Origin of the sequence: Parazoarcus communis SWub3 = DSM 12120 (assembly GCF_003226565.1) — a bacterium.
Taxonomy (GTDB): Bacteria; Pseudomonadota; Gammaproteobacteria; order Burkholderiales; family Rhodocyclaceae; genus Parazoarcus; species Parazoarcus communis.
Genome location: NZ_QKOE01000004.1, coordinates 284,510 through 298,738, shown reverse-complemented (window position 1 = coordinate 298,738; position 14,229 = coordinate 284,510). Strand labels below are relative to the sequence as shown.

Here is a 14,229-nt window from a genome sequence, read left to right as displayed (position 1 = left end):
AAGTCGGCGAATTATAAGAGCAAATCAGGCCGGAGAGTCGAAACCTGCCTCTTCGATTGCATGCCGAAGTGCTGAAACCTCGATTGTGGCGGGGTCAAAGCGCACCGTGGCGCTGGCTTGATCCAGCGAAACCTCGGCGGACTCCACACCGGGCAGTGCAGTGAGGACACCGGTGACATTGCGCACACATCCCCCACAGCTCATACCTTCAACCTTCAGCGTGACTTCACTCATTTTCACAAGCTCCTGAATGGATGGAAATCAATGACCACTGCCAGCGACACAGATGAACGACCAGACAGCATCAGATCGTGCATACGATGCCGCTCCACAATTGCCCGCCCAGACTGGGGGCATGGAACAGACCGAACACGCCGAATCCGAGCACCAATAGCCCGGAAGCGAAACGCACCTTGCCATTGCGCGTCAGATCTCGAAAACGCTTGAACAACATGCCAGCCAGCATCAGGTTGGGCAAGGTTCCCAGCCCGAAGGCCAGCATCAAGCCTGCACCGCGCGTCGCCGAACCGGTCACCAGCGCGGTGGCGAGAATGGAGTACACCAGGCCACAAGGCAGAAAACCCCACAGCAAACCGAGCGGCAAGGCCTGCTTGACCGACCGTGCCGGGAGGAAACGCCGGGTCGCGGGCTGGATACGACGCCATAGCATATGGCCGGCACGCTCGACCGGAACCAGCAGCCGGGTGAAGCCGGTCAGGTAAAGTCCGAGCGCAATCAGCATCAGGTTGGCGAGGACATACAGGGTGATCTGCACCGGCAGCACACCGTCGTACAGCATGCCGACCGAACCCAGGGCACCAAGCAGACTGCCAATGACCACATAGGTGGTGATCCGCCCGAGATTGTAGGCAAGATGAATGGGCCACTGTCGGCCACGACTGCCGGGCGTCTGGACCTGTACCGACAGCGCGCCGACGATGCCACCGCACATCGACACGCAGTGCGTGCCACCCAGCAGGCCGATCAGGAAGACGGCAAGATAACCGGTTTCTGGCATGGAAGATGAGACGCAGCAGTCAGCTGAACACAAGTGGAAAGGCGGATTGTACGCCGCCCCGCTCCACTTGCCTCAAATCACGCGCGAATAGCGTGCACGTTCACGATCCGCCCGCAGGTAGCGGTCGAATACCATCGCGATACCGCGTACCAGCATGCGTCCGGCCGGCATGACGCTGATCCAGTCACCCTCGACCTTCAGCAGGCCTGCCTTTTCCATCTCGGCCAGGTCGGCGAGTTCATCGGCGAAGTACTCGCGGAAGTTGATCAGATGCGCGATCTCGATCGACTCGATGGAGAGTTCGAAATGGCACATCAGCGCCTGGATCACCGAGCGCCGCAGCAGGTCGTCGGCAGTGAGCTCGATGCCGCGCAGTACCGGCAGTTCGTCGCGATCGAGCGCATCGTAGTATTCGTCCAGCGTTTTCACGTTCTGCGCATACACCGGCCCGATCTTGCCGATCGCTGAAACACCGAAAGCCAGCAGGTCACATTCAGCCTGGGTGGAGTAGCCCTGGAAGTTTCGGTGCAGACGACCCTGCCGCTGGGCAATCGTCAATTCGTCGTCGGGCTTGGCGAAGTGGTCCATGCCGATATAGACATAGCCCGCATCAGTCAGGCGGCGGATTGCCAGCTGCAGGATCTGCAGCTTGGCGTCGGCCGTGGGCAGATCGGACTGGATGATGCGGCGCTGCGGCTTGAACAGCCCCGGCAGGTGTGCATAGCTGTACAGCGAGATGCGGTCGGGCGAGAGCTCGAGCACCTTTTCCAGCGTACGGTTGAAACTGATGACATTCTGCTTGGGCAGACCGTAGATCAGATCCATGCTGATGGATTTGAAGCCGGTGGCGCGGGCCGCATCGATGACAAGCTTGGTTTCGTCGACGCTCTGGATGCGATTGGTCGCGATCTGCACGTCCTCGGCAAAATCCTGCACGCCGACACTCATGCGGTTGAAGCCCAGATCGGAGAGCATTTCGACCGTATCGAAATCCACCTTGCGCGGGTCCACTTCAATCGAATACTCGCCATTGGGCACCAGATTGAAATGCTGGCGGACGGATTCCATCAGCTGATGCATTTCGTCGTGGGACAGGAAGGTCGGCGTCCCCCCTCCGAGATGCAACTGGGTGACCTGCCGTGTTCCGCCCAGCGCGGCAGCCTGCATGGCGATTTCCTTGGCCAGATAATTCAGGTACTTGGCCGAACGCCCGTGATCCTTGGTGATGATCTTGTTGCAGGCACAGTAATAGCAGATCGTGTTGCAGAAGGGGATGTGGAAGTATAATGACAGCGGTCGGCTCACCCCGCCGACAGCGCGCTTGCCCAGCCAGTCGGTCAGGGCACGTGCATCGAAGGCCTCGACGAAACGGTCTGCGGTCGGATACGACGTGTAACGGGGGCCGTTGATGTCGAAGCGACGAATCAACTGCGGATCGAAGATGAGGTCTTTTTGACTGGTCATGGTCGTGCTGCGTGAGTTTGTGCCGTACGATGGCACAAAGTCGGGCGAATGTGGTTGACGTGGATCAACGGCGGGGGTAGGCCACGCCGAAATGGAGTTAGTTTACTGTGCAGATGAAGGCGACGGTGCCAATTACCGCGGTGGGGCTGAAAGCAGCCTGCGCCCAGTGCAATCTGGTGGAACTGTGCCTGCCTTTCGGCATGTCGGACAGCGAACTGCACCGGCTCGACGATCTGGTGGGCGCTCGACGCAAGATCAAGCGGCAGCAACCCCTCTACCGGGCGGGCGACCCGTTCGAGGCCATCTACGCCATCCGCACCGGCTCGTTCAAGACCGACGTCCTGCTTGAAGATGGCCGTGAGCAGGTCACCGGCTTCCAGATGACCGGCGAAATCCTCGGGCTCGACGGCATCAGCACCGAGCTGCATTCCTGTAACGCGGTCGCCCTTGAAGACAGCGAAGTCTGCGTGATTGCCTACGACCGGCTCGAGGAGCTGTCGCGCGAAGTCGAAGGCCTGCAACACCAGTTTCACAAGGTCATGAGTCGCGAGATCGTGCGCGACCACGGCGTCATGATGCTGCTGGGCTCGATGCGCGCCGAAGAACGTCTCGCAGCCTTTCTGCTGAACATGTCCCAGCGCTTTACCGCACGCGGCTTCTCTGCGGCAGAATTCCACTTGCGGATGACCCGTGAGGAAATCGGCTCGTATCTGGGGCTCAAGCTGGAGACGGTATCGCGCGCCTTCTCCCGCTTTCAGGATGAAGGCCTGGTCACCGTGCAGCAGAAGCACATCCGCATCCTGGACAATGCCGGCTTGAAGAAACTGATCCAGCACCAGCAGCGCGCTTGTTGAATCAGCCACCAGCCAGACTCGCCACCCATCCGGCAGGGTGCTTGCTGAGCGCAACCGATACAATCCAGCCATAGACCAGCAATGCGCCAACGAAGGCGATTGCACGCACGCGCCGTGTCCTGCCGCGCTTGAGCGCGAGGGTTCCAAGGCCGATGTAGGCCAGCAGGCCGACCACCTTGGCAGTAACCCATCCAGCCTGCAGCGGGTATTGCGCCATGATCACCGCCAGCGCCACCGCGCTAAGCAGCAGTACGGTGTCAATCACATGGGGCAGCACCCGGGTCAGACGGTGCTTCAACAAAGGACTGTCAGTCAAGGCCCAAGCGCCCCGGATGATGAAACCCACAAGGCTGAGCGCCACGCAGATGAGATGGAGATGCTTGAGTATGGGATACATCGACACGTTGACGCCCTCTTGTTTCACGACCATGTCCCGATGATGACTGCGGGATCGCTGCGACCGGTTTGACATGCCCGATAAGCTACGGAGCTCACCATGAACCAGACACTCTCCGCCATTTCCACCCAGCTGCGACAGATTTCCTTGTTTGGAGAGCTATCGGATGACGAGCTCGTCCGGGTCAGCCACTTCACCAGAGAGCGGCAACTGCGCAAGGGCGAACTGCTGTTTCAGCGCGGTGATGCCCCTCAGGGCTTCTACTTTGTGCAATCAGGCCAGATCAAGCTGGCATTCTCGTCCGTTCAGGGTAATGAAAAGGTGGTCGAGATCATCGGCCCCGGCCAGAGCTTTGGCGAGGCGGTCATGTTTCTGGAACGCCCCTACCCCGTCTTTGCGGAGGCGCTGAGCGACAGCACACTGCTGCACATCAAGCAGGGTATCGTTTCAGAACTGATCGACAAGGAACCTGGCTTCGCACGCAAGCTGCTTGCCGGCATGGCGGTTCGCCTGCACAACCTGGTCCGTGACGTGGAAGCCTATTCGCTCAGCTCCAGCACCCAGCGCGTAATCGGCTATCTCATCCAGCTGGCCGACCGCGACGACAACACCCCCTGCGAGATCACGCTGCCAACCAGCAAGCAGGTCATCGCATCGCGGCTTAACCTGACCCCGGAGACACTTTCCCGCATCTTTCATGACCTGGTGGAGCGCAAGCTGATCAGCGTCCACGGCAAACGCATCAACCTGCACGACCCACGCGCCCTGAGCCACCATCAAGGCTAGAAGCCTGCCAGATGAAGCAAATGGCGAACTTGACCGCAATCAAGTTCGCCATTTCGCGCCTTTTTGCTTCAATGGCGGAGCGTGCTCAACGCTCCAGCACATAACGACCCGGTGCGGGTGCGATCTCCGGAAACGCGTCGGTTGCCGCAGGCCTCGCATCCACCAGCGGTCCAGCCTTGGGTTTGAGCCAGGCCATCCAGTCGGTCCACCAGCTTCCGGCCTCTTCGATGGCTTCGGAACGCCATTGCTCGGAGGTGGCCGAACGATGGAGCACGTCGGCAACCCAATACTTGCGCTTGGGCGGTGTCACCACCGGATTGACGATACCCAGGATATGACCAGAGCTGGACAGCACATAGCGCTTGGGGCCAATGACGTGGTTGTTGATGCGGAAAGTCTGCTGCCACGGTGCGATGTGATCGTCTTCCGCCGCAACCGCGTACAGCGGCTGGGTGATGCGCCCGAGATCCAGCGATTCGCCTGCAACCGTCAATGCATCAGCATGAATCAGCCGGTTGTGCAGATACAGTTCCCTGAGATACCAGGCATGCATCGCATAGGGCATGCGGGTGGTATCCATGTTCCAGTAAAGCACGTCGAAAGGCGGTGGCGTCTCGCCATACAGCCAGCCATGCACGACGTAGTGCCAGATCAGGCTGTTCGAGCGCAACAGGCGGAAGGACGAGGCCATCTCCTTACCATCGAGAAACCCCTTTTTCTCCATGTTTTCGGTCAGGTAGCGGATACTGCTCTCATCGATGAACACCTCGATGTCGCCCGGCTTGTGGAAATCGACCAGGGTGGTAAACAGCGTCCAGTCGGCAACCGGCACCTCTTCGGGTGCAAAGTGGCGGTTGGCCCAGGCCATGTACATGGATAGTGCCGTGCCGCCGATGCAATAGCCGACCGCATGTACCCGTGCAGCGCCGGTCAGTTGCCGTGCGGTATCGACAATCGCCTGTATGCCTTCGGTCAGATAGTCGTCGAAACCGCAATCCCGCATCGATGCATCGGGATTCTTCCAGCTGGTGATGAAGACATCCAGCCCCTGATCGAGCAGATAGCGGATCATGCTCTTCTTGGGCACGAGATCCAGGATGTAGAACTTGTTGATCCACGGCGTGACGATGACGACGGGTTCGGCATGCACCTTGGCCTGGGTGGGCGCGTAGTGGATGACCTCGAGCAGGCGGTTGCGGAACACCACGGACCCAGGAGTGGTCGCGAGATTCTCACCGACCGAGAAGTCCTTGGGATCCGTCATGCGTACCTGCCCTGCCTGCAAGTCGTCGAGCAAGTTGCGAAAACCTCGCACCAAGCTGTCACCACGAGTCTCGATCGCCTTGCGCATGGCCACCGGATTGGTCAGCAGGAAGTTGGTCGGGGCCATGGCATTGAGCCATTTCCGCCACCAGAAGGCGGCCCGTCGCCGCTCCTTGCCGGACAACCCGGGGGTGTCGTACAGCATGTCCTGAGTATGATGGGTCAGGGCAAGGTACCACTCCTTGGTCAGATCCCAGGTGGGGCCTTCAGTCCATATCGGGTCGGCGAAACGGGCATCATCCGGATTGGGGGTGACCGGGTCTGCACTCTGCAAACCGAACAGCCGGTTGACCGAATGCATCTGCAAAGTCCATAGGTCGCTGGACAACCGGGCAAAGCGCTCGGCCAGCTCCTGCGGATGCGCAAGCCATGCAAGCTGCGCATGGACGATCGGCGCGCTCATGCCGAGCGGATCCAGCGAGCCCTCAACGCCGTCATGCAGGTCACGCAAGGCACGACGCACCAGCTGACCAGGCTCCGGGGCCTCGCTGCGCCGACTGCCACTTCGGGGCCCCGCACTTGCCTTGCGTCGCCTCGGGTTAGATTCACCTGTCTTCGTCGTCATGCGCTGCTCCTTGATCCTGGGGATAGGGTGTATCCCGTGTCGTTCATGTCAAGCGATGGCACCCACCGGCAACCGGCATGACCGGCTGTGGCCACCCGAGCTGCCGGGTGATCTCAGCGGCGAAGGCCTGCCGTGCCTCGATTTCGCCATGCACCAGGAAAGTCTGCCGTGGCGGTGTTTCAATATGCCGCATCCATTCAAGCAGGGCGGGCTGGTCGGCATGCGCCGACAGACCACCAATGGTATATATGTCTGCCCGTACCGCGATACGCTCGCCGAACACCGTCACTGCCCGTGCCTTGTCCACCAACCTGCGCCCCAAGGTCCCGGCCGCCTGGAAGCCGGCGATGACAATCGAACACTCGCGCCGGCCCAGGTTGTAACGCAGATGGTACTTGATGCGGCCAGCATCACACATGCCACTTGCAGAGATGATGACCAGACCACCGGGCTGGTGGTTCAATGCCATGGACTCCTCGACGTCGGCGACGAAACGCACATGAAAACGGTCTGCATGGCTTCGGGTCCAATCGAGGAGCTCCCGCGTTTCATCATCCCACAGGTCCGCATGCTGAAGTGTCAGGTCAGTGACGGCGCTGGCCATCGGCGAATCGACCACGACATTCAGACTTGCAATCCGCCCGCTGCGCACCAGCTTTGCCAGTACGAACAGCATCTCCTGCGTCCGCCCCACGGCAAATGCGGGAATGATCACATTACCGCCCTTGCGCATGAGCGTGTCCTGCAACACGTGCACAAGTTCGTCTTCGGTATCATCCATCGCACGATGGGCCCGATTGCCGTAGGTGCTTTCAATGCACAGATAGTCCGCGCGATGCGCCAACCAATGGTCGCGCAGCACCGGGCGCCGCGGCTGTCCGAGATCGCCGGTAAACAGCATGCGCCGCACCCCGCCCGCACATGCAACTTCAAGTTCGAGGATGGCTGACCCCAGGATGTGCCCGGCATCGTGGAAACGGCACAGCACCCCTGGCGCAACCTGCACCGCCGCGTCGTAGGTCACTGGCTTCAAGTGCTGCAAGCTCCTGCGTGCCTGCTCCACCGTGTAAAGGGGAGCGGCCTCCCATCCCCGGCGAACATTGCGTGAGCGGTTGCGGCGATTGACCCACTCGCTTTCCTTTTCCTGGATATGCGCGGAATCCAGCAACATCACGCCTAGCAGATCGACGGTGGCCGCCGTCGCATAGATGGGGCCTCGATAGCCCAGCGCAACCAACCTCGGCAGCAGGCCAGAATGATCGAGATGCGCATGCGTCAGCAGCACGCAATCGAGTTGATCAAGGTCAAAATCCAATGCGCGCAGATTCTTGAGTGGTGCCTCGCGCCCACCCTGGAACATGCCACAGTCCACCATGAAAGCCCCACCGCCATGGCGTACGACTGCACATGATCCGGTGACCTCACCCGCTGCGCCGTGGAACGTGATGTCCATGTTTCCACCTCCGGTTCAAGGATCGATCATCTGGTCTGTTTCAGGGTTGACCCTCGTCAACCCTGAAACAGACACGACCGTGGCTATAATCAGTCACCGATTGCGAGCCAAGGAGTACTCACATGTTCAAACACATTCTCGTACCAACCGACGGATCGCCGCTGTCCGAAAGCACCGTCGCCCGTGCAGTGTCTTTTGCCAAGGAGGCGGGTTCCCGTATCACCTTCTTCTACGCGCAACCCGACTTCCCGATGCCGATCTATGGCGAAGGCGCCTTGATCGACCCTACGACGCCAGAACAGTTCGCTCGCTCGGCGGAGGCCGAAGCGCAGCGCATCCTCGAACGCGCCAAGGCCGCGGCCGACGCGGCCGGCGTGATGGCCGGCACTGACACCCTGGTCAACGAGGTGCCCTACGAGGCCATCATCGATGCAGCTGACCGGCACGGCTGCGACCTGATCTTCATGTCCTCACATGGCCGGCGCGGCATCGCTGGCTTGCTGCTTGGCAGCGAGACCCAGAAGGTGCTGACCCACAGCAAGACGCCGGTGCTGGTTTATCGCTGAAAAGCCCGGCTGCCTCAAAACAGAACGGCCCGCAATGCGGGCCGTTCTGTTTTGAGCGCTCAATGTGCTTCCGGATGGTTGATCTCGTCAGCAGTGCGCTGAAAGTAGAGCGTTGTCAGACTCGACGCAGCGCAGATCAGCCAGAACGCCAGGAATCCGATTGAATAAGTCGTCAACGGATCGTAATGAACTGGCTCACCCAGCAGGTAAAGCGCCTGCGGGTCAATCACGGTAAAGAAGACCGCCTCCACTACGGCAGCCACCAGAAACGATGGCCACAGCACTTGAATCAGCTTCTGCATGGATGAATCCTCCTTACCGTTCCGACCGGATGCGATTTGAAACGACACCGAACGTTCAGCGTTGCCCGGCAGCGCGCGCTTTCTGCTCGTCCTCCGCAATATGGCGCTTGGCAAAGCGATACAGATAACCGCCCATGACAACGACGAAGCCAATCGTGAACAGGCTGAGCAGACCAATGTCGGTGCTGAACAATTCAACCCAGGCCATGATGAAACCTCCTTTTACGACGGGTTAAGAACCAGATGAATCAATCCTGAATTCCGTCTCTGTCGGGAGATAAGTGGCCCCGTTCATTCTCCAGCTGCGGGACTCGTCTTCTATCTGAAACAACCAGCGACCAGTGCTGAGCGATTCGATCTTTGCCTCGAACACACCGCCTTCGCCAGTCAGGTCGAGCAACTGGTCAGAACCACCCCGGGTGGGGTGAGCAATGGTCAGATGGATCATACGCGGAACATTGGCGGGATCAAGTGCCGACAGATCGATCCGGATCGACTCGGCAGTAACCTTGAACTGGGCGGTCAAGCCCAGTTCCCGGGCACGCTCGGCACGACCCAAGGTCTGCACGATGGCCCGCCCTTCCTTGTAATAGTCATCGACAACCAGCCCGTCCCAGGTGTTGATCGCAATCGCCAGCGTGATGAAACCCGCCACAACGGCAGTCGCCGGAAAAAAGATCAGGAACCAGGGCCAGCCCTGCTTGTACCAGGGTTCGGGCTTCTTGTCGGACATCGCTACACTCATCGTTCTCGTATCTCAGCGTGGAAAGAGGAAAGTCGTTTTCTCAAACAGCTTCAGGGACGGATCATCCTCCGGATGAATCTCGAACACAATCTCGTTTGCCCCCGGCTTACCCGCATCATACGGAACAAGCACCTGCAAGGTAACCGCCTGGGTCGCTGCTGCCTCGACCGCAACCCGGTGATCACCCGCGATCTGGATCCCGTTGATGCCCTTGACATCGAATACGAAGTTACGTGGCACCTCGGTCATGTTCATGACCTGCAGGCGGTAGACGTTCTCGATCATGCCCCCAGCAACTTCACGCCCCAGCGAGGCCCGATCGCGAATGATGTCCACCCGCAGCGGATCACGAGTCGCCAGACCCCACACAAAGGCCACGCAGATCGCAATCAATACCGTGCCATATACCAGGGTTCGCGGCCGGAACACGTGGCCGATGATTTCCTTGGTACCCCATCCGCGCTTGATCGCATTCTCGGTGGAGTAGCGGATCAGACCTCTCGGATAGCCAACCTTGTCCATGACCTGGTCGCAGGCGTCGATACAGGCTGCACAGCCAATGCACTCGTACTGCAGCCCGTTGCGGATGTCGATGCCAGTGGGGCAGACCTGGACGCAGATGCCACAATCGACGCAGTCGCCCTTGCCGGCAGTCGCCGAATCCACCCCCTTCCTGCGTGCGCCTCGTGGTTCGCCCCGCCCTTCGTCATAGGTGATGACCAGCGTATCGGGGTCGAACATGACCGCCTGGAAGCGTGCGTAGGGGCACATGTACTTGCACACCTGCTCCCGCATCACACCTGCAAACAGATAGGTGAATGCGCCGTAGAACAGGATCCAGAACATTTCCCATGGACCGAAACCGAGTGTGGCCACGGAAGCCAGCAACTCGCTCATCGGCGAGAAATAGCCCACAAAAGTGAAGCCGGTCCATAGTGCCACGGCACCCCAGGCGCCATATTTGGCCGCCTTGATGCCCAGCTTGCGTGGGGACATCGGCGCCTTGTCCAGCTTCATGCGCTTGTTGCGGTCACCTTCGATCTTCTCTTCGATCCACATGAAGATCTCGGTATATACCGTCTGCGGACAGGCGTACCCACACCACAGACGACCGGCAATCGCGGTGAAGAAGAACAACGCATACGCGGAGATGATGAGCAGGATGGCCAGGAAGAACACATCCTGCGGCCAGAATACCCAGCCAAAGATATAGAACTTGCGTTCTGTCAGGTGAAACAGCACCGCCTGTCGATCGTTCCACTGCAACCAGGGCAGGCCGTAAAACACGATCTGGGTGAACCAGACCAAGGCCCATCGCCAGTTGGCAAACAGGCCAGTCACCGCGCGGACGTAAACCTTCTGGCGTACCGCGTACAGGGTGTCGCCCTCGGGCGGCGGGGGAGCTTTCGGGGAAGGATTCGGGGCTGTGCTGTTCATGATCGTTTTATTAGTGGATTCTTATTTTTATGAACCGAAACAACTCCGGGGGCAGAAGCCCCCGGAGCACACGACTTACTTCTTGTCTTTGTTCAGACTCAGCACATAGGCTGCAAGGATATGAACCTTGGCTTCGCCGAGGAAATCCTTGAAGGCCGGCATCTGATTCTGCCGCCCGTTGGTGATGGTCTCGATGATGGTGGCTTCGGACGAACCGTACAACCAGGCGTTGTTGGTCAGGTCCACCGCACCGAGCATCTGGTTACCCTTGCCGTCAGCACCGTGGCAAGCCACGCAGTTCTGGTCGAAGGCTTCCTTGCCACGCTGTGCGCGCAGGGAGTCGTGAGCCAGACCGGACAAGGAACGCACGTAGTTGGCAACGTCCTTGGTGCCTTCAGCGCCGAGCGCCGGGCCAAACGGGGGCATGACACCCATCCGGCCACCCAGGATGGTGGTCTTGATGGTCTCAGGCTCACCACCCCAACTCCACTCGTTATCGGTGAGGTTGGGGAAGCCCTTGGCACCCGTCGCCGCCGAACCGTGACACTGCGCGCAGTAGGTCAGGAACATGCGTTGCCCCATTGCGTTGGCTTCGGGGTCAGCCGCCACCGCCATCAGGTCCATGTTCTCGTACTTTGCGAAGATGGGGCCGTACTTCTCGTCAGCCGCCTTCATTTCGGCATAGTACTGGGTGTGCTGGCCACGCTCGGCATTGACACGACCAAAACCCGGATAGATCGCCAGATACGCAATCGCGAAGAAGATGGTGATCCAGAACAGGTACAACCACCAGCGCGGCAACGGGTTGTTGTACTCCGCAAGCGTCTCATCCCACACGTGACCGTGCAGTTTGGCCTCGCCCGGCTCGCGCTTGGTCATGTTGGAGACCAGCACGAAAACACAGAACGCGATGGAGAGGGCCACAAGGACCATCACATACATGTTCCAGAAACCGCTGATAAAGTCAGCCATTTGTTTTTCCTTCCTTTTCCAGCCGGCCAGAGGCCGGCAGATCGTCATCGCTCAGGGGCAGACGCGCCGCCTCGTCGAACCCTGCCTGGGCATGCCGGCTGTAAGCCCAGGCACAGATGCCCAGGAAGCAGACGAAGCCCAGCACGGTCACGACGATTCTGAGGGTGTTGATATCCACGGCGCGTCTCCGGTGCTTACCGTACGTTCTGCAGCGCGGTACCCATGCCCTGCAGGTAGGCGACGACAGCGTCCAGTTCGGTGATGCCCTCGACTGCAGCAGGCGCGGCGGCGATCTCTTCGTCGCTGTACTTGTGCAGACCAACCTTGTTGAGCGCACGCATCTTGTCCTGGATGTCACTCACCTTGGCCGGGCGATCCAGCCAGGGGAAGGCCGGCATGTTCGACTCCGGCACCACGTCACGCGGGTTGATCAGGTGCACACGCTGCCATTCGTCGGAATAGCGGCCGCCCACGCGGGCCAGATCCGGACCCGTACGCTTGGAGCCCCACTGGAACGGGTGATCGTAGATGTACTCACCCGCCACCGAGTAGTGACCATAACGCTCGGTCTCTGCGCGGAAGGGACGGATCATCTGCGAATGGCAGTTGTAGCAGCCTTCACGCACATAGATGTCGCGGCCGACCAGGCGAACCGGATCGTAGGGCTTCACGTTGAGCTGGTTACCCTTGTAATCCACCGGCGAAGTCGTGGTTTGCTGGAAGAAGAGCGGAACGATTTCCACCAGACCGCCCACGCTGACTGTCAGCAGCGTGAGGACGATCATCAGGAATACGTTCTTTTCGATCTTTTCGTGTTTGGATTGAGCCATGTTGTTGTTCTCCGCTTAGGCGTGAGCAGCCGCAGGAGCGACCACCGGCGCGTTGTAGGCCTTTTCTCCGGCAATGGTCTTCACCATGTTGTAGAACATGATGAACATGCCAGCGAGGAAGAGCGCACCACCGACGAAGCGGATGGTCCAGAACGGGTAGCTTGCCTTGACGCTCTCGACGAAGGAGTAGGTCAGCGTGCCGTCCGGGTTGGTTGCGCGCCACATCAGACCCTGCATCACACCGGCCACCCACATCGAGGCGATGTACAGCACGATACCGATGGTGGCCACCCAGAAGTGGGTGTTGATGAGCTTGACGCTGTACATCTCGCTCTTGCCATAGAGGCGCGGCAGCAGGAAGTACACCGAACCGATGGAGATCATTGCCACCCAGCCCAGCGCGCCGGAGTGCACGTGGCCCACCGTCCAGTCGGTGTAGTGCGACAGTGCATTCACCGTCTTGACCGACATCATCGGGCCTTCGAAGGTGGACATGCCGTAGAAGGACAGCGAGGTGATCAGGAACTTGAGGATCGGGTCGGTACGCAGCTTGTGCCAGGCGCCCGACAGGGTCATCACACCGTTGATCATGCCACCCCAGGACGGAGCAAGCAGGATCAGCGAGAACACCATGCCAACGGACTGGGTCCAGTCAGGCAGCGCGGTGTAGTGCAGATGGTGCGGACCCGCCCACATGTAGGTGAAGATCAGCGCCCAGAAGTGGACCACCGACAGACGATAGGAGTAGACCGGGCGATCGGCCTGCTTCGGCACGAAGTAGTACATCATGCCCAGGAAGCCTGCGGTCAGGAAGAAGCCCACCGCGTTGTGGCCATACCACCACTGGATCATTGCATCCTGAACGCCGGCGTAGGCGGAGTAGGACTTCATGCCGGAGAAGGAGACCGGAATTGCAGCACTGTTGACGATGTGCAGCAAGGCAACGGTCAGGATGAAGGCACCCAGAAACCAGTTGGCCACGTAGATATGGCTGATCTTGCGCTTGGCGATGGTGCCGAAGAACACGATGGCGTAGGACACCCACACCACGGCGATCAGGATGTCGATCGGCCATTCGAGTTCGGCGTATTCCTTGCCGGAGGTATAACCCAGCGGCAGGGTGATGGCAGCCAGCACGATCACGAGCTGCCAGCCCCAGAAGGTGAAGCCTGCAAGCGCGGGCGCGAACAGTGTCGTATGACAGGTACGCTGCACAATGTAGTACGACGTGGCGAACAGTGCGCAACCACCAAATGCGAAGATCACCGCATTGGTGTGAAGCGGACGCAGCCTGCCGAAGTGCAGGAATTCGTGAACGTTCAGTTCGGGCCACACGAGCTGTGCTGCGGCGATGACGCCGACCAGCATGCCCACGATGCCCCACACCACCGTCATGATGGCGAACTGGCGCACGACTTTATAGTTATAAGTCGCTTGCGATTGCATGTGAGTCACCTCTTAGTTAAAAACCCCTGGGTACAGCCGATCGCGAGGGAAACATCCCAGCCATCTTGCGC

General features: G+C 59.6%; 17 protein-coding genes. 3 read left to right on the top strand and 14 right to left on the bottom strand.

What is annotated here, in order from left to right:
• Positions 1-24: 24 nt before the first annotated feature.
• The 3 genes from DNK49_RS08465 to hemN form a co-directional block, all read right to left on the bottom strand.
• Positions 25-234: a heavy-metal-associated domain-containing protein gene (locus tag DNK49_RS08465; protein ID WP_110523892.1), complete on the bottom strand. Its 210-nt coding sequence runs from the start codon at positions 232-234 to the stop codon at positions 25-27.
• A 70-nt stretch (positions 235-304) separates the two neighbouring features.
• A complete protein-coding gene (locus DNK49_RS08460; protein ID WP_110523891.1) occupies positions 305-1,018 on the bottom strand; it encodes a sulfite exporter TauE/SafE family protein in 714 nt (237 codons plus the stop codon).
• A 72-nt stretch (positions 1,019-1,090) separates the two neighbouring features.
• The gene (gene hemN, locus DNK49_RS08455; RefSeq protein ID WP_110523890.1) at positions 1,091-2,482 is read right to left on the bottom strand and encodes an oxygen-independent coproporphyrinogen III oxidase; all 1,392 of its coding nucleotides are present in this window, start codon (positions 2,480-2,482) and stop codon (positions 1,091-1,093) included.
• A gap of 113 nt (positions 2,483-2,595) precedes the next feature.
• Here hemN and fnr point away from each other — a divergent pair, with 113 nt between their 5' ends.
• The gene (gene fnr, locus DNK49_RS08450) at positions 2,596-3,336 is read left to right on the top strand and encodes a fumarate/nitrate reduction transcriptional regulator Fnr (protein ID WP_110523889.1); all 741 of its coding nucleotides are present in this window, start codon (positions 2,596-2,598) and stop codon (positions 3,334-3,336) included.
• A 1-nt stretch (position 3,337) separates the two neighbouring features.
• Here fnr and DNK49_RS08445 read toward each other — a convergent pair whose 3' ends face one another.
• Complete coding sequence (locus tag DNK49_RS08445; protein WP_110523943.1) at positions 3,338-3,733, bottom strand: SirB2 family protein; 396 nt, start codon at positions 3,731-3,733, stop codon at positions 3,338-3,340.
• Between the two features lie 99 nt (positions 3,734-3,832).
• On the opposite strand from DNK49_RS08445, the gene DNK49_RS08440 reads away from it, so the two are divergent.
• Positions 3,833-4,519 carry a Crp/Fnr family transcriptional regulator gene (locus DNK49_RS08440; RefSeq protein WP_110523888.1) on the top strand — a complete coding sequence of 229 codons (687 nt, stop codon included), beginning with the start codon at positions 3,833-3,835 and terminating at the stop codon, positions 4,517-4,519.
• A gap of 85 nt (positions 4,520-4,604) precedes the next feature.
• Here the strand turns inward: DNK49_RS08440 and DNK49_RS08435 are convergent, their stop codons facing one another.
• Together DNK49_RS08435 and DNK49_RS08430 are read right to left on the bottom strand one after the other, a co-directional pair.
• A complete protein-coding gene (locus DNK49_RS08435; protein WP_243632285.1) occupies positions 4,605-6,245 on the bottom strand; it encodes a PHA/PHB synthase family protein in 1,641 nt (546 codons plus the stop codon).
• A 205-nt stretch (positions 6,246-6,450) separates the two neighbouring features.
• Complete coding sequence (locus DNK49_RS08430) at positions 6,451-7,860, bottom strand: MBL fold metallo-hydrolase RNA specificity domain-containing protein (protein WP_110523886.1); 1,410 nt, start codon at positions 7,858-7,860, stop codon at positions 6,451-6,453.
• Between the two features lie 122 nt (positions 7,861-7,982).
• Here DNK49_RS08430 and DNK49_RS08425 point away from each other — a divergent pair, with 122 nt between their 5' ends.
• Positions 7,983-8,426: a universal stress protein gene (locus DNK49_RS08425; protein WP_110523885.1), complete on the top strand. Its 444-nt coding sequence runs from the start codon at positions 7,983-7,985 to the stop codon at positions 8,424-8,426.
• A 59-nt stretch (positions 8,427-8,485) separates the two neighbouring features.
• Here DNK49_RS08425 and DNK49_RS08420 read toward each other — a convergent pair whose 3' ends face one another.
• From DNK49_RS08420 to ccoN, 8 genes are all read right to left on the bottom strand, one after another.
• The gene (locus tag DNK49_RS08420) at positions 8,486-8,728 is read right to left on the bottom strand and encodes a hypothetical protein (protein WP_110523884.1); all 243 of its coding nucleotides are present in this window, start codon (positions 8,726-8,728) and stop codon (positions 8,486-8,488) included.
• Positions 8,729-8,783: 55 nt separating this feature from the next.
• Positions 8,784-8,936 carry a DUF3149 domain-containing protein gene (locus DNK49_RS08415; protein ID WP_110523883.1) on the bottom strand — a complete coding sequence of 51 codons (153 nt, stop codon included), beginning with the start codon at positions 8,934-8,936 and terminating at the stop codon, positions 8,784-8,786.
• 24 nt (positions 8,937-8,960) lie between these two features.
• The gene (locus tag DNK49_RS08410) at positions 8,961-9,461 is read right to left on the bottom strand and encodes a FixH family protein (protein ID WP_207806921.1); all 501 of its coding nucleotides are present in this window, start codon (positions 9,459-9,461) and stop codon (positions 8,961-8,963) included.
• Between the two features lie 24 nt (positions 9,462-9,485).
• Positions 9,486-10,910 (bottom strand): cytochrome c oxidase accessory protein CcoG, encoded by a 1,425-nt coding sequence (gene ccoG, locus DNK49_RS08405; RefSeq protein WP_110523881.1) that lies wholly within the window; start codon positions 10,908-10,910, stop codon positions 9,486-9,488.
• 75 nt (positions 10,911-10,985) lie between these two features.
• Positions 10,986-11,882, bottom strand: a complete 897-nt coding sequence (gene ccoP / locus DNK49_RS08400; RefSeq protein ID WP_110523880.1) for a cytochrome-c oxidase, cbb3-type subunit III — start codon at positions 11,880-11,882, stop codon at positions 10,986-10,988.
• Positions 11,875-12,060, bottom strand: a complete 186-nt coding sequence (locus tag DNK49_RS08395) for a cbb3-type cytochrome oxidase subunit 3 (protein ID WP_110523879.1) — start codon at positions 12,058-12,060, stop codon at positions 11,875-11,877. Before DNK49_RS08395 ends, ccoP begins: the two co-directional genes overlap by 8 nt.
• A gap of 16 nt (positions 12,061-12,076) precedes the next feature.
• Positions 12,077-12,712 (bottom strand): cytochrome-c oxidase, cbb3-type subunit II, encoded by a 636-nt coding sequence (ccoO, locus tag DNK49_RS08390; protein WP_110523878.1) that lies wholly within the window; start codon positions 12,710-12,712, stop codon positions 12,077-12,079.
• Between the two features lie 15 nt (positions 12,713-12,727).
• Positions 12,728-14,158, bottom strand: coding sequence for a cytochrome-c oxidase, cbb3-type subunit I (gene ccoN, locus DNK49_RS08385; RefSeq protein WP_110523877.1), 1,431 nt, complete (start codon positions 14,156-14,158; stop codon positions 12,728-12,730).
• Positions 14,159-14,229: the final 71 nt, after the last annotated feature.

Coding starts and splice junctions, on each gene's coding strand:
- ccoP (WP_110523880.1), bottom strand. CDS start 11,882: ATGGCTGACTTTATCAGCGGTTTCTGGAACATGTATGTGATGGTCCTT.
- DNK49_RS08435 (WP_243632285.1), bottom strand. CDS start 6,245: ATGAGCGCGCCGATCGTCCATGCGCAGCTTGCATGGCTTGCGCATCCG.
- DNK49_RS08410 (WP_207806921.1), bottom strand. CDS start 9,461: ATGTCCGACAAGAAGCCCGAACCCTGGTACAAGCAGGGCTGGCCCTGG.
- DNK49_RS08465 (WP_110523892.1), bottom strand. CDS start 234: ATGAGTGAAGTCACGCTGAAGGTTGAAGGTATGAGCTGTGGGGGATGT.
- DNK49_RS08445 (WP_110523943.1), bottom strand. CDS start 3,733: ATGTATCCCATACTCAAGCATCTCCATCTCATCTGCGTGGCGCTCAGC.
- DNK49_RS08430 (WP_110523886.1), bottom strand. CDS start 7,860: ATGGACATCACGTTCCACGGCGCAGCGGGTGAGGTCACCGGATCATGT.
- DNK49_RS08425 (WP_110523885.1), top strand. CDS start 7,983: ATGTTCAAACACATTCTCGTACCAACCGACGGATCGCCGCTGTCCGAA.
- ccoO (WP_110523878.1), bottom strand. CDS start 12,712: ATGGCTCAATCCAAACACGAAAAGATCGAAAAGAACGTATTCCTGATG.
- DNK49_RS08420 (WP_110523884.1), bottom strand. CDS start 8,728: ATGCAGAAGCTGATTCAAGTGCTGTGGCCATCGTTTCTGGTGGCTGCC.
- fnr (WP_110523889.1), top strand. CDS start 2,596: ATGAAGGCGACGGTGCCAATTACCGCGGTGGGGCTGAAAGCAGCCTGC.
- DNK49_RS08440 (WP_110523888.1), top strand. CDS start 3,833: ATGAACCAGACACTCTCCGCCATTTCCACCCAGCTGCGACAGATTTCC.
- DNK49_RS08460 (WP_110523891.1), bottom strand. CDS start 1,018: ATGCCAGAAACCGGTTATCTTGCCGTCTTCCTGATCGGCCTGCTGGGT.
- ccoG (WP_110523881.1), bottom strand. CDS start 10,910: ATGAACAGCACAGCCCCGAATCCTTCCCCGAAAGCTCCCCCGCCGCCC.
- DNK49_RS08415 (WP_110523883.1), bottom strand. CDS start 8,936: ATGGCCTGGGTTGAATTGTTCAGCACCGACATTGGTCTGCTCAGCCTG.
- ccoN (WP_110523877.1), bottom strand. CDS start 14,158: ATGCAATCGCAAGCGACTTATAACTATAAAGTCGTGCGCCAGTTCGCC.
- hemN (WP_110523890.1), bottom strand. CDS start 2,482: ATGACCAGTCAAAAAGACCTCATCTTCGATCCGCAGTTGATTCGTCGC.